This is a genomic window from Mucilaginibacter lappiensis, assembly GCF_050433765.1.
Taxonomy (GTDB): domain Bacteria; phylum Bacteroidota; class Bacteroidia; order Sphingobacteriales; family Sphingobacteriaceae; genus Mucilaginibacter; species Mucilaginibacter lappiensis_A.
Genome location: NZ_JBNPWP010000006.1, coordinates 1 through 14,408, shown reverse-complemented (window position 1 = coordinate 14,408; position 14,408 = coordinate 1). Strand labels below are relative to the sequence as shown.

Genomic DNA, 14,408 nt, shown 5'->3' with positions numbered 1-14,408 from the left:
GTAATACAGCTGAACTATAAAACAGAGCTGAAATAGGATAAAAAGTGCGTCGCGTATATAAGTTTCCAAACGGTTATAATAAATCAGGCAAATTTGTTAAAAATCGCCGGGATAAACGGAGTTTATTGGAGTTTATTTCATGATTATTACACACATTAAAAGGTTTTTATCCACAAGTCTCACCTAAGTCCTCTCCAAAGGAGAGCACTTTGAATTGCTTATTATATAACATTATTGGGCCTGATATCTTTTTTTTAAAACTCCCTCTCCTTTGGAGAGGGCTGGGGTGAGGCTTTCCCGCTTTATTTGTTAATTTTGCAACCTCAAAATGAAATTTAATTTAACAGCACAAGACCCGCTTTCAAAAGCCCGGGCAGGTGAAATTACCACCGACCACGGCATTATACAAACCCCTATGTTTATGCCTGTTGGTACAGCGGGTACCGTAAAAGCGGTACACCAGCGTGAGCTTAAAAATGATATAGAGGCGCAAATTATTTTAGGGAATACCTACCATTTATATTTAAGGCCAGGCCTGGGTACGCTTGAAAGTGCAGGCGGATTACACAAGTTTAATGGCTGGGACGGCCCTATTTTAACTGATAGCGGCGGTTACCAGGTGTATTCGCTTACCGAAGTACGTAAAATTAAGGAGGAAGGTGTTACTTTCCGCTCGCATATTGATGGCTCAAAACACCTGTTCACGCCCGAAAATGTGATGGATATTCAACGTATAATAGGGGCCGATATCATCATGGCCTTTGATGAATGTACCCCTTATCCCTGCGATTATCATTACGCAAGGCGGTCAATTGATATGACGCACCGCTGGCTAAAACGCTGTTGCGAGCGCTTTGATAGTACCCAACCAAAGTATGGTTACGATCAAACACTGTTCCCTATAGTGCAGGGATCGGTGTACAAAGACCTGCGTGAAAAATCGGCAGAAGTGATCGCATCTTTTGAGCGTGAGGGCAATGCCATAGGCGGACTATCAGTAGGTGAACCGGCCGAGGAAATGTATGCCATGACAGAAATTGTTTGTAATATATTACCGCAGCAAAAACCACGTTATTTAATGGGTGTAGGCACACCGGTTAATATATTGGAAAATATTGCTTTAGGAATTGATATGTTTGATTGTGTTATGCCAACCCGTAACGGACGCAACGGTATGCTTTTTACAAAAAATGGTATTATCAATATCAAAAATGAGAAGTGGAAGAACGATTTTTCGGCCATTGAAGCGGATAGTGACCTATTTGCTGATAAAGAGTACAGCAAAGCTTATTTACGCCATTTAATACACTCGGGCGAGATGCTTGGCGCGCAGATAGCCACCCTGCATAACCTGCATTTTTATATTTGGCTGGTTAAGGAGGCCCGTAAAAAGATCATTGCAGGCGAGTTTTATAACTGGAAAAATATGATGGTTAAACAACTTGGCCAGCGATTATAACTGAACATAAATTCAAATAATGAGAGATAATAAACATACCTTTTTTGGTATTTGTTACCGTACTAAAAAACAAATGATCAAAGGATGAGGGCTTTTATACACCAGCATCTGAAGGTTATTGACAGGTTTATTATTAAAAAATACCTGGGCACTTTTGTGTTTACCATGGGTGTTTTTATAGTAGTATCGGTTGTGTTTGATGTGTCAGAAAAGCTGGATAATTTCCTGAACAAGCATGCCACACTTCATGATATCATATTCCAGTATTATGCCGGGTTCATTCCTTTTTACCTGAATATGCTGTCGCCGTTGATCAACTTTCTGGCGGTAATACTATTCACGGCCAAGATGGCCAATCAAACAGAAATAGTACCAATTTTAAGTGGAAAAGCCAGCTTTAATCGCTTTTTACGGCCTTATTTTATAGCTTCTACCCTCATATTTGTTGTATCGTTTTTTGCTAATGTATACCTCATACCCTATACCAATCACTTAAAAAACGACTTCGAAAACGCCAATGGCATAACTGATAATGATCCAACTAAAAGCGAGGTACACATGCAGATTGATAAGCATACCTTTGTATATCTGCAAAACTATGACCAAACCGTTCATACTGGTTACCAGTTCATTATGGAGAAATTTAACGGTGACACCCTGCGCGAAAAGCTTATTGCCAGCACAATTACCTATGACTCTGTTAAAAGGGTTTGGTCGTTAAAAAATTATAATGTTAAGTATATAAACGGCCTTAAAGAGCAGTATTTACCTAATGTGCCACAAAAAGACACTGTACTTGATATGCACCCAACCGATTTTATAGTGTACGATAATGTGTACGCGGCCATGTCATTAAACGAGTTGAATAAGAATATTGATAAGGAAAAATTGCGCCGGCCCGAGGTGTTAAATAACCTTTATTTCGAAAAATTTCACCGTTTTGTGTATCCTTTATCAGCCTACGTTTTAACTGTTTTGGGTGTTGCATTGTCTTCACGTAAGGTGCGCGGTGGCGTTGGTTTACCCCTGGGGATAGGTATTTTGCTTTGTTTTGCTTACATTATTTTAGAGAAGTTTTCCATCGTTTTTTCTATAAAAGGGGGCGTGCCTCCTATTTTTACTGTACTAATTCCTAACTTATTTTTTGGCATTTTTGCTTATTATTTACTTTTAAAAGCTCCAAAATAGTGGCAAAAAACGGCTCAGCAGGCCCCAATAAGAACCTGATCATACTCCATTTTACAGTTTTTATATGGGGATTTACCGGAATTTTGGGTGCGCTCATCACTATTTCGGCCGTTCAACTGGTGTGGTATCGCGTGTTAATTGCATTTATCTCGCTGTTTTTGTACTTTAAATTCAACAAAACAGCCATTAAGGTCGACCGAAACACCTTCCTGAAACTGATATTTACGGGCGCTTTGGTAGGTGGTCATTGGGTGCTTTTCTTCGCCTCCATCAAACTATCTACCGTTCCGGTAACGCTGGTTTGCCTGTCCAGCATCACTTTATTTACGGCTGTACTGGAGCCTCTGATCAACAAAACAAAGATCTCAAAACTCGAGATCCTGGCCGGATTATTAATCATAACCGGTATTGTATTGATATTTAAATTTGAAACACGATACACTAAGGGCATTATAACAGGTCTTGTAAGTGCGGTTTGCGCAAGCCTTTTCGCTATCATAAATTCAAAAATGGTAAAGAAAAACGAAGCTCCTACCATTGCATTTTACGAGCTTGTCGGGGCCTTTTTTTGGATCTCCCTGTATCTTTTATTCACCCATGGCTATAACAAATCACTACTGTTAAAAAGCAGTGACATTGGTTACCTGGTGCTGCTCGGCACCATTTGCACATCGCTTGCATACGTTGCCGGGGTATCAGTTATGCGCGAACTTTCGGCCTTTAAGGTGGCGCTTGTTACCAACCTCGAACCCGTTTATGGCATACTCATGTCGTTTATTTTCTTTGGCGATATGAACAAAATGACGACCGGTTTCTGGGTCGGCGCGGTCATTATCCTGTCTACGATCTTCCTGTATCCGGTAGCTCAAAAGCAAGTTGTCAAACGAAAAACCAGATCACAAGCCTGATTCTTTCATTGCTATATCCTTCATTTTCGTCAAAACTTTTGCTCAATTAGCACGGGCCAAATCTTGCCGAACCAATTAACTCAATCCTAAATAGCTGCATTATTCCCCGTCAATACCATCCGGTAGGGGATAAAACACCCACACCATTACAACCCATTTTCAGGCCCTTTAAGGCATTATAATTTTCACACGGGTTCTGCACCATTTAAATACCTCAGCACTTAACAGGGGCAAAATCGCAATTTTAGTTAGTGTACTAAATCATAAAATTTAAGATTCGATCGCTTTCTATATTCTTTATCATTATATCTATTTATATGCGATGATTAATTTTAAAAATTAGATTTATATGGTATTTATATTTAACTAATAATCAAATAATTATACGATTTATAAAAAGTAAAAGTTAAGCATAATGAATTTAACTTAAACATCAAAAAACTAAAAAAATTAGCACACTAAAATACCATGACATTTTAAAGCATTTATAACACTATTAATCAAGAATATACAAAATGTTATATAACGGTAAGCTACAACCTAAGAAACAAAATTAAAACAGACAGCATAGTGTGATGAACTTAAAAACAGGGATTGAAAATAAAATGCTTCAACAGCCACGACTGTATACAAAAAACTAAAACCACAGAAAATTTCCGGATTCTCAGCGAAGCATTTCCCGCGGATCCAACCTCCGCAAAAGCGAGTGACATGATGACAAAGGGGGCAAAAACAGACCAGTGATTTCATCAAAACCAACCAGACAAAAATCACCAGGAGTATGCTGTTGAATCGTGGGCTTATTGGTGACTTGTAATTTTAACGTTCTCTAAAATTTGAAAAGGTTCAAACGCCTGTGGTCTTTTAACAAGGACAAGACCAATGATTTTATACCATCGATTTTCCCAATCATACCCCCACTTCTGTTTTGCGTTTTTTGTACGGCCAGCTAAAAATCATTTTTAATAAAGATTTAAAAACTGCATATTGTATTAACTGTTAATTCAAATCATCATGAGCATTAAAACAATCGTCATTGTGGTCATCACTGTTTTGCTTACCGCGACATTGGTACAAAACACAGACAAGGTTCCGTTCGCTTTTTTATTCGCGAATTTTTATATTTCAAAACTGACCATAATGATCGTGGTGGCAGTGGTGGCATTTATTTTAGGCGTTATGGTTGGTCGCCCTAAAAAAGCAAAATTTGATATTGAAGGATATCATGACAACATCCACAAAAAAGACGACCCCAATACACTAAGCGACGAAGACAGAGAATATATCAGTTAACATCATGGAAAAGAAAATTGGATTTATAGGTCTTGGCAACATGGGCATCATCATGGCTCAAAACCTCATCAGCGCAGGTTATCATTTACAGGTTTACAATCGCACCCTTTCAAAAGCCGATGAGCTTGATGCTGCACACATCACCAAATGCAAAACTCCGGCCGATGCTGCCGAAGGGGTTCACATCATTATCACTATGCTGGCTGATGATGAGGTGCTTAAAGAAACTACACTTGGCGACCAGGGCATCCTTGAAAAATTGCCTGAGCACGCTCTTCATATTTCCATGAGCACTATCTCGCCCGAAACCTCACAACAGCTCACAGCGCTCCATGAAGAGGCGGGCAGCCATTACCTTGCGGCCCCGGTATTCGGCCAGCCCGAAGCTGCGGCAGCCCGTAAGCTTTGGATCTGCGTATCGGGCGATCAGCATGCCAAAGACACCGCTAAACCAGTGCTTGACTGCCTGGGTCAGGGTGTGATTGATTTTGGTGAAACACCTGGTGGGGCCAATGTGATAAAAATAGCGGGCAACTTCATGATCATGGCTTCGATAGAAATGATGGCAGAAGCTTATACGCTTGCTGAGAAGAATGGGTTGGACCGCGCGCAAGTGGCCAACTTTTTTGGCTCAACCCTGTTCAACGCTCCTATTTTTCAGAACTACGGCAAGGCTATTGCCAACAAACAATACCAACCCGTAAAGTTCAAATCAAAACTGGGCTATAAGGACGCGCGTCTTGCATTTAAACTATCGCAGTCAAGTGAGATACCCATGCCATTGGTAAATGCCTTACACGGCCGCTTATTGACCTCTGTGGCAAAAGGCCGTGGCGACACCGATTGGGTTGAAGGCATAGGTCGCGGCGTGAGTGAAGACGCGGGAGTTTAATTTGATATCGGATTTCGGATGTTCGATTTCGGATTTATGAATTTACCTGTAATGCGTCATTCGGGGCACGAAGCAATCCATTATCACTTTGTCATACTGAGAAACGAAGGATCTATTCGGCGATTGTATGAATTGTTTCGCTATCACTCAGCAATGAATGCACTTAGACGATAAATCCGAAATCGAGCATCCGAAATCCGACATTACAAATAAAAAACTTCATTCTCCGTCTCCAAATGTTGCAGATCGGGTGTTTGTTCAAATATGCCAAATACCGATGCCCCGCTCCCGCTCATGCTGGCATAAATTGCTCCGGCCTCGTACAGCGAGGCTTTAACACCCCTTATCTCCACATGATTTTTAAACACCGAAGTTTCAAAATCATTTTTAATGTGTTTTCTCCACTCGGTGATAGGCTCGGTGATCAGTTCCAATAATGAGTCTTTTACCGGGGCTGGTTTAATTCCGCTAAAGGCTTCGGATGTGGAGATGTGTACACCAGGCATCACCAAAGCAATTTTATAATTCGACAGGTCAAGTTTTACGGGTTCAAACTCGTCGCCCTTTTCAAATGCGAATACCGGCTTGCCTTCGATGAAGAAAGCACAGTCGGCACCCAGCTTGCGGGCATAGCCTGTCATTTCATCAACAGACAGACCAAGCTTAAATTGCTGGTTCATCAGTTTAATAAAAAAAGCAGCATCTGACGAGCCACCGCCCAGGCCGGCCCCTATCGGGATATTTTTATGCAGGTGGATGCTTACCGGCGGCAGGTTATGATCTTTTTTCAGCAGATGATATCCCTTAACACAAAGATTATCCTCTGTGCGGCCGGGGATGTCCAAACCCGATGAATCGAAACTCAACTTATCGCTCACCACCACCTCAAGGGCGTCTTTAATATTTATCGGATAAAAAATGGTTTCCAGATTATGATAACCGTCGGGGCGGCGTTCGGTAATGTTAAGGCCAATGTTTATTTTTGCGTTTGGAAAAAGGATCATAAGAAAAAACTAACACTGCTTGTATTTTTACACATCTGTTAGGATACCAAAATTAGATTATTTTTCTTTGTCACGAAATGTTCACTGGTTCATTAGTTTCATTGGTTTATTAGTTTTCAACTTAATCAGCCAATCCAACTCAGTCAACCAAATCAACTTAACAACAAAATGAAACAGTATCTCGACCTGATGAGCCATGTGATGGAAACCGGCGCGCAAAAGCATGACAGAACCGGAACCGGTACGGTAAGTGTGTTTGGCTACCAGATGCGTTTCAACCTAAAAGATGGTTTCCCGATGGTGACCACTAAAAAACTGCACCTTAAGTCCATCATCCATGAACTGATATGGTTTTTGAGCGGCGACACCAACATCAGCTACCTGAAAGAAAACGGCGTACGCATTTGGGATGAGTGGGCTGATGCCGAGGGCAACCTTGGGCCGGTGTATGGTTATCAATGGCGCTCATGGCCAAAACCCGATGGCGGGCATATTGACCAGATAACCCAGGTGGTGAACCAGATTAAAAACAATCCCGACTCACGCCGCATGATCGTATCGGCATGGAACGTTGCCGATGTGAACCAGATGGCTTTGCCCCCCTGCCACAGTTTGTTCCAGTTTTACGTGGAGCCTGCTAACCCTCTGAAGGGGGAATTGAAGGGAAAACTTTCTTGTCAGCTTTATCAAAGAAGTGCCGATATATTTTTAGGGGTACCCTTCAACATTGCCTCATACGCGCTGCTTACCATGATGATGGCCCAGGTATGCGACCTTGACTATGGCGACTTTATCCACACCTTTGGCGATGCCCATTTGTACAATAATCACATGGACCAGGCCCGCCTGCAGCTAAGCCGTGAGCCAAGGCCATTACCAACCATGAAGATCAACCCGGAAGTAAAAGACATTTTTAAATTTAAGTTTGAAGATTTTACACTGGAGAACTATGACCCGTGGCCGCATATTAAAGCTGCAGTGGCGGTTTAACATCAATCATTATAGTCATTGGGGCATTAAGTCATTTTTTGATTTTCAATAACAATACATGAGTAACCGGATAGAGGACCTGGAGATTTACAATTTGTCAGATGCGTTTTCTTATAAAGTTTGGGTCTTGGTTTTGGAGTGGGATTATTTTGCGAAAGATACCATAGGTAAACAATTAGTGCGATCCTCGGATTCAATCGGTGCCAACATAGCCGAAGGCTTCGGCAGATATCATTATAAAGAAAACAAAAATTTCTGCTACTTTAGCAGAGGGTCAATAATTGAAACTAAATCCTGGCTAATGAAAGCACAAGCAAGGAAATTAATTAACGATGAGGAATATCACTTACTGATCCAGCAATTAGAAACAATTCATTTAAAACTAAATATCTATATAAAACACATCGGAAACGTCAAAAAGTAAAAGTCAAATTGGCCCCGCCTACAAATGACTCAATGACGACAATGACTTAATGACGATAACGACCCAATGACTGTATCCATCATAGTAGCCATAGCCAAAAACAACGCTATTGGTAAAGACAATAAATTACTTTGGTACCTGCCAAATGATCTGAAGCACTTTAAGGATGTAACTACGGGGCATACCGTGATCATGGGCCGCAAAACCTATGATTCGGTTGGTAAGCCCTTGCCAAAACGCCGTAACATTATTATTACCCGGCAGGCCATCAGTATTGAAGGCTGCGAAGTGGTAAACTCCCTTGAGGCGGCCCTGGCGCTTTGTAAAGACGAGGATGAAGTATTTATTGTGGGCGGTGCCGAAATTTACCGGCAGGCCATTCCGCTTACAGACCGGATCTATTTAACCGTTATTGATCAGGAATTTGACGGCGATTCCTTTTTCCCGGAGTTAGATCCTACAGAGTGGAAAGAAAAAGAGCGTGAAAACTTTGAACCCGACGAAAAAAATAAGTTGAGGTACTCCTTTATCACACTGGAACGCGGCTAACATTTTTTGTCATCAAATTGTTTTAATTTAAAATTTCATGCTTGCGAAATTTTATTAGATTTGCCGTCTTATTTAAAAATAGCTTATAAACTAATTAATTACATATTAAAATTCGATGCAAGGTAAAGGGGTTATTAAATTTTTCGCCATTCTATTAGCTGTTGTATGCTTATACCAGCTATCTTTCACGTGGGTGGCGCGCAAAGTTCAAAGTGATGCCAAAGTATATTCAAAGGGTGACCCTGCGAGAGAAACAGCGTATCTGGATTCTATGTCTACACAACCGGTATATCCGTTGTTCAAACACAATTATCAATACGTTCTGCAAAGAGAACTTGCATTAGGCCTCGACCTTAAAGGCGGTATGAACGTTACCATGCAAATTTCACTTAACGAATTGGTAAGGAAAATTGCAAACAACAATCCTGATGTTACATTTAATCAGGCTTTGACAAATGCCGACAAATTACAGGCTGATGTTAAGACCACTCAAAAAGATTATATTTCGCTTTTTGCCAGCGAGTATGAAAAACTAAATCCAAACGGTAAACTTGCCGCTATCTTTTCAACAAGGGATAACCAGGACCACCTGAAGTTTAATGCTTCAAACAGCGAGGTTGTAGCTTATTTGAAAGATCTGGCTAATACCGCGGTAAAACAATCATACACGGTTTTAAATACCCGTATCAACCAGTTTGGTGTTACCCAGCCTAACATTCAGTTGGAGCAAAGCTCAAACCGTATTTTGGTTGAACTACCTGGTGTAAAAGAACCAGAGCGTGTGCGCAAGCTTTTACAGGGTACTGCAAAACTGGAATTTTATGAAACTTTTGATAATACCGAAGCATACCAGTACCTGATCAATATTGACAACCTGTTGGCTGCAAAAACCAAAACAGCTAAAGCCGACTCCTCAAAAACCACGGCAACTCCTGCTGCCGCTAAAACCGATACTGCAGCAAAAGCGGGCTCGTTATTAAGCAAAGTTCAAAAGAGCGCCGCTAAAGACACTTCGTCGTTAGCAGGTAAATCACAACTGGCAGCATTGCACCCGCTGTTTTCGGTAATGTCGTTAAACACACGTGCCGATCAAAGCGGGCAGCAGCAATTAGGCCAGGGCCCTGTTGTTGGTTACGCGCCACAAAAAGATACTGCCAAAGTTAATTCATACCTGCACAGTGCCGATGTAAAATCGGTAATACCGCGTAATATGAAATTCCTTTGGGAGGTTAAACCAATAACCGGCACCAAGGTATTTGCATTATATGCCATTAAACTGAGCGGAGCCGAAAACAGTGCGATATTAACAGGTGATGTTGTAACCGATGCTATTCCTGATGTTGACCAAAAAGGCAGCCCCGAAGTAAGAATGGTGATGAATTCGCAGGGAGCCGAAAAATGGCGTGCCATTACTGCCGCAGCATCAGCAGGTGCCAATAAAAAATCCATCGCCATTGTACTTGATGACAATGTGTACTCTGCCCCTACTGTGCAGAACGAAATTTCAGGTGGTGTTTCATCTATCTCCGGAAACTTCCAGATTGAAGACACAAAGGATTTGGCCAACGTATTAAAAGCTGGTCGCTTACCTGCTCCTGCCTACATCATATCAGAAGCCGTAGTGGGTCCGTCATTAGGTCAGGAAGCTATCAATGCCGGTGTTACATCAAGCCTGTTAGGTTTGGTTGTGGTGTTGATATTCATGATAGCTTATTACAACCGTGCGGGTACTGTGGCTGTTGTTGCAGTGGTCATCAACATCTTTTTCCTGATGGGTGTATTAACCAGCTTAGGCGCGGTATTAACATTGCCTGGTATTGCCGGTATAGTACTTACACTGGGTATTGCGGTTGATGCTAACGTACTGGTTTATGAAAGGGTGCGTGAAGAGCTTGGCCTGGGCAAATCATTAAAGATAGCCGTTGCCGATGGTTTTAAACATGCATTACCATCCATCCTCGATTCACAGATCAGTACCTTCTTAACTGGTTTAATCCTGTTCATCTTTGGTTCGGGCCCGATACAAGGTTTTGCAACCACCTTAATGATCGGTATCATCACTTCATTGTTCTGTTCATTACTGATCTCAAGGGTTATATTTGAGTGGATGCTTGATAAAGGCTGGGATATTAAATTCTCAAACCCATGGAGCTCACATACCTTTAAAAATGCACATTTTAAGTTTGTAAAAAATCGTTTTAAATTTTACATCTTCTCTGGTGTATTTATTATAGCCGGTCTAATCTCCATTGCTACACGTGGATTTACCTATGGTGTGGATTTTGAAGGTGGCCGTAATTATATTATCAGTTTCCCTAATAAAGGCGTAACCACCGAAGCCATTCATGATGCTATTGACGCCACATTGGGCCGCAGTACCGAGGTTAAAACCTTTGGACCCGATAAGATCAGTATCACCACCAACCTGATGATAAGAGATAACAATGCTGCTACTGATGCTAAGGTAAGGAGCACGCTGATTGAGGCTTTAAACACTAAAGAAGTTACCCGTATAGCCGATAAGAATATATTAGGCTTCTCAAAAGTAAGTGCAACCGTTGCCGATGAATTAAAAACATCAGCCATATACACCGTATTGTTCGCCATATTTGTTATTTCGGCTTACATACTCATACGTTTCCGTAAATGGCAGTTCAGCTTAGGTGCCATGGTGGCTACCGCGCACGATGCGTTGCTGGTACTTTCGTTCTTCTCTTTATTCCAGGGAATACTTCCTTTCTCACTGGATATTGACCAGGCGTTCATTGCGGCCATATTAACGGTTATTGGTTACTCCATTAATGATACCGTGGTAGTGTTCGATAGGATCCGCGAGTTCCTGGACCTGCACCATGCAAAAACTGATAACCCTGAAGAAGTAATTAATCAGGCCATCAACAGCACGTTGAGCCGTACTATTATCACCGCGTTAACGGTAATATTCGTACTGATCATATTGTTTATATTTGGTGGGGATGTAATCAAAGGATTCTCATTCGCCCTGTTGATCGGTGTGATCTTCGGAACATACTCGTCGATCTGCGTGGCAACACCGGTGATTGTTGACTTTGGAAAAAAAGATCTGAGATAAATTAAATCAATTTATTTACAAGGCCCCAAAGAACATTTGGGGCCTTTTTTGTTATACAAGAAGCCTCACCCAACCCTCCCCAAAGGAGAAGGCTTTTAAAAAGTCTCCCCCCTTTGGGGGAGATTTAGAGGGGGCTAAACGATAAAACAATCTGCGCATGAATTTAACAGATAGCTCAAAATTCCCTTTAGTAGTTATTATAGGCGGAGGATTTGGCGGACTCCAGGTAGCAAAAAAGCTGGAGAACAAGCCTGTTGAGGTTTTATTGCTCGATAAGCATAATTACCACACTTTTCAACCTTTACTGTACCAGGTTGCCATGGGCAGTCTTGAATCGGAATCCATAGCCTTTTCTCTGCGCAAAAACTTCTCAAGCCAAAAAAATTTCAGGTTCAGGATAGCTGAAGTAAGCAAGGTAAATGCCGAAAAGAATACTATAGATACCACCATAGGCGAAATTGCTTATGATTACCTGGTTATAGCTACTGGGTCAACCACCAACTTTTTTGGCAATAAGGATATTGAACATTTTTCGATGCCGATGAAGTCCATTCCTGAGGCGCTTAACCTGCGGTATTCCGTTCTTCAAAATATAGAAGAAGCACTGCTGAAACCCAGCAAAGAAGAACGCGACCCCTATCTTACTTTTGTACTGGTAGGTGCCGGCCCAACCGGTGTTGAGCTATCGGGCTCACTGGCCGAGCTACGTAACCATATACTGAACAAGGATTATCCAGAGCTTAAAAGAGAGGATATGAAAGTGTACCTCGTTGATTTTTTGCCCAGGGTGCTGGGACCTATGTCTGAGGAGGCATCAAAAGCGGCGAAAGACTTTTTGACGGGCATGGGTGTTGAAGTGCTATTAGGCATGAAGGTGGAAAGCTACGACGGTGAAGAGATAAAATTTGAAGGCGGTAAAACCATCCGCACCAAAAATGTGATCTGGAGTGCCGGCGTAATGGGTGTAGTGCCCGAGGGTATTGATAAAGACATCATTGAACGCGGTAACAGGATCAGGACAGATAGTATTTGCCGTGTGGTTGGCACTACCAATATATTTGCCATTGGCGATGTGGCAGCCATGATAACCAACGATACCCCAAAAGGGCACCCCGGAGTGGCGCAGGTGGCCATACAAATGGGCCAGCACGTTGCCAAATCAATAATGCAGTTAATCAATGGCGAACCTACCGCTCCCTTTAAGTATTTTGACAAAGGTTCATTAGCCACCATAGGCCGTAACAAGGCCGTTGCCGACCTGGGTAAAATAAAGTTTCAGGGATTTTTTGCCTGGCTGGTGTGGATGTTTGTTCACCTGGTATCGCTTTTAGGAGGGCGCAATAAAGTGATCGTATTTATTAACTGGGTATCAAGCTATGTTACTTACAATGGTGGCACAAGGCTTATTATCAGGAAATTTGAACGTGAGGGACTTACCGAGGATGAACACCTGCCTAAAAGTGTGGATTAGGTTCGGGTTGCGGGTTGCCGGTAAAAATTTTAATCTTGTATATAAAAATTAGTGGTATGTACGATCACCGCAACACGGATCACGCAACACGAACCTCAAATGAATATAAAAATAACCGAATGCCCCCGCGATGCCATGCAGGGCCTGCACGATTTTGTACCGACAGAAATTAAGGCGACCTACATCAACCTGCTTTTACAGGTTGGTTTTGATACCATCGACTTTGGGAGTTTTGTATCGGCTAAGGCCATACCGCAGTTACAGGATACCGCTGAAGTACTAAAAAAGCTGGATATGAGCAATACCAGTTCAAAACTGCTGGCCATTATTGCCAATTACCGCGGTGCCGAAGATGCTGTAAAGCATGAGGAGATCACTTACCTGGGTTATCCGTTTTCTATATCCGAAACTTTTCAGTTAAGGAATACCAATACCACCATGCTCAAGGCGTTTGATAACGTAAAAAGAATAAAGGAGCTATGCCTTACTCATAATAAAAAATTGCTGGTTTACCTGTCTATGGGCTTTGGCAACCCCTATGGCGATGAATGGAACACCGGCATTATTGAACAATGGACAGCACAATTAGTTAATGAAGGGATAAGTAACATTGCGCTGGCTGATACGATTGGTATTGCCGAAGCCTGGCAGATCAGCAGCATTTACCCCGACCTGTGCCGTAAGTTCCCTGAAACTGAGTTTGGTATTCACCTGCACTCCACACCCGATACCTGGCAGCCTAAGATAGAGGCGGCCTATAAAAGCGGCTGCAAACGTTTTGATGTGGCATTGAAAGGTTATGGGGGCTGCCCAATGGCCGCAGATGACCTCACAGGCAATATCGCCACAGAAAACCTAATGGCGTACCTCCAATCGCAAAACGAGCCCCTGGGGCTTAATTTAGCCAAATTTCAGGAGGCTATGGATTATTCCGGGAAGGTGTTTGGGTAGAGATAACGCGTCATTGCGAGGCACGAAGCAATCTCTTTAGGACAAGTGCCACACTGCATGTTTGCTCTGTATAGCATAGAGATTGCTTCGTACCTCGCAATTGTAAAGGTCAGATAATTCGAGGACAAGAATAGCTAAATTAAGAGCTATGCGCATCAACACGAACGACCTCACCCTGAAACGGAATT

12 protein-coding genes are annotated in these 14,408 nt (G+C 42.1%); 11 read left to right on the top strand and 1 reads right to left on the bottom strand.

The features are described 5' to 3' along the window. The first annotated feature begins 328 nt into the window (after nt 1-328). The 5 genes from tgt to M2273_RS18485 all read left to right on the top strand — a co-directional run bounded on the left by tgt (nt 329) and on the right by M2273_RS18485 (nt 5,740). Nucleotides 329-1,459, top strand: a complete 1,131-nt coding sequence (tgt, locus tag M2273_RS18505; protein ID WP_429399243.1) for a tRNA guanosine(34) transglycosylase Tgt — start codon at nt 329-331, stop codon at nt 1,457-1,459. A gap of 84 nt (nt 1,460-1,543) precedes the next feature. Continuing rightward, nucleotides 1,544-2,647, top strand: coding sequence for an LptF/LptG family permease (locus M2273_RS18500; protein WP_429399242.1), 1,104 nt, complete (start codon nt 1,544-1,546; stop codon nt 2,645-2,647). Continuing rightward, nucleotides 2,647-3,555: a DMT family transporter gene (locus tag M2273_RS18495; RefSeq protein ID WP_429399241.1), complete on the top strand. Its 909-nt coding sequence runs from the start codon at nt 2,647-2,649 to the stop codon at nt 3,553-3,555. The genes M2273_RS18500 and M2273_RS18495 overlap by 1 nt, the downstream gene beginning before the upstream one ends. Nucleotides 3,556-4,569: 1,014 nt before the next feature. Continuing rightward, nucleotides 4,570-4,848, top strand: a complete 279-nt coding sequence (locus tag M2273_RS18490; RefSeq protein WP_429399240.1) for a hypothetical protein — start codon at nt 4,570-4,572, stop codon at nt 4,846-4,848. 4 nt (nt 4,849-4,852) lie between these two features. Next, nucleotides 4,853-5,740, top strand: a complete 888-nt coding sequence (locus tag M2273_RS18485) for an NAD(P)-dependent oxidoreductase (RefSeq protein ID WP_429399239.1) — start codon at nt 4,853-4,855, stop codon at nt 5,738-5,740. Nucleotides 5,741-5,943: 203 nt separating this feature from the next. Here the strand turns inward: M2273_RS18485 and ispE are convergent, their stop codons facing one another. After that, the gene (gene ispE, locus M2273_RS18480) at nt 5,944-6,744 is read right to left on the bottom strand and encodes a 4-(cytidine 5'-diphospho)-2-C-methyl-D-erythritol kinase (RefSeq protein WP_429399238.1); all 801 of its coding nucleotides are present in this window, start codon (nt 6,742-6,744) and stop codon (nt 5,944-5,946) included. 168 nt (nt 6,745-6,912) lie between these two features. On the opposite strand from ispE, the gene M2273_RS18475 reads away from it, so the two are divergent. From M2273_RS18475 to M2273_RS18450, 6 genes are all read left to right on the top strand, one after another. Continuing rightward, nucleotides 6,913-7,734, top strand: a complete 822-nt coding sequence (locus M2273_RS18475) for a thymidylate synthase (protein WP_429399237.1) — start codon at nt 6,913-6,915, stop codon at nt 7,732-7,734. Nucleotides 7,735-7,792: 58 nt separating this feature from the next. Beyond that, nucleotides 7,793-8,158 carry a four helix bundle protein gene (locus M2273_RS18470; RefSeq protein WP_429399236.1) on the top strand — a complete coding sequence of 122 codons (366 nt, stop codon included), beginning with the start codon at nt 7,793-7,795 and terminating at the stop codon, nt 8,156-8,158. A 66-nt stretch (nt 8,159-8,224) separates the two neighbouring features. Continuing rightward, nucleotides 8,225-8,707 carry a dihydrofolate reductase gene (locus M2273_RS18465; protein WP_429399235.1) on the top strand — a complete coding sequence of 161 codons (483 nt, stop codon included), beginning with the start codon at nt 8,225-8,227 and terminating at the stop codon, nt 8,705-8,707. A gap of 115 nt (nt 8,708-8,822) precedes the next feature. Further along, nucleotides 8,823-11,798 (top strand): protein translocase subunit SecDF, encoded by a 2,976-nt coding sequence (gene secDF / locus M2273_RS18460; protein WP_429399234.1) that lies wholly within the window; start codon nt 8,823-8,825, stop codon nt 11,796-11,798. 157 nt (nt 11,799-11,955) lie between these two features. After that, nucleotides 11,956-13,269, top strand: coding sequence for an NAD(P)/FAD-dependent oxidoreductase (locus M2273_RS18455; protein ID WP_429399233.1), 1,314 nt, complete (start codon nt 11,956-11,958; stop codon nt 13,267-13,269). A gap of 99 nt (nt 13,270-13,368) precedes the next feature. Next, a complete protein-coding gene (locus M2273_RS18450; RefSeq protein ID WP_429399232.1) occupies nt 13,369-14,220 on the top strand; it encodes a hydroxymethylglutaryl-CoA lyase in 852 nt (283 codons plus the stop codon). Nucleotides 14,221-14,408: the final 188 nt, after the last annotated feature.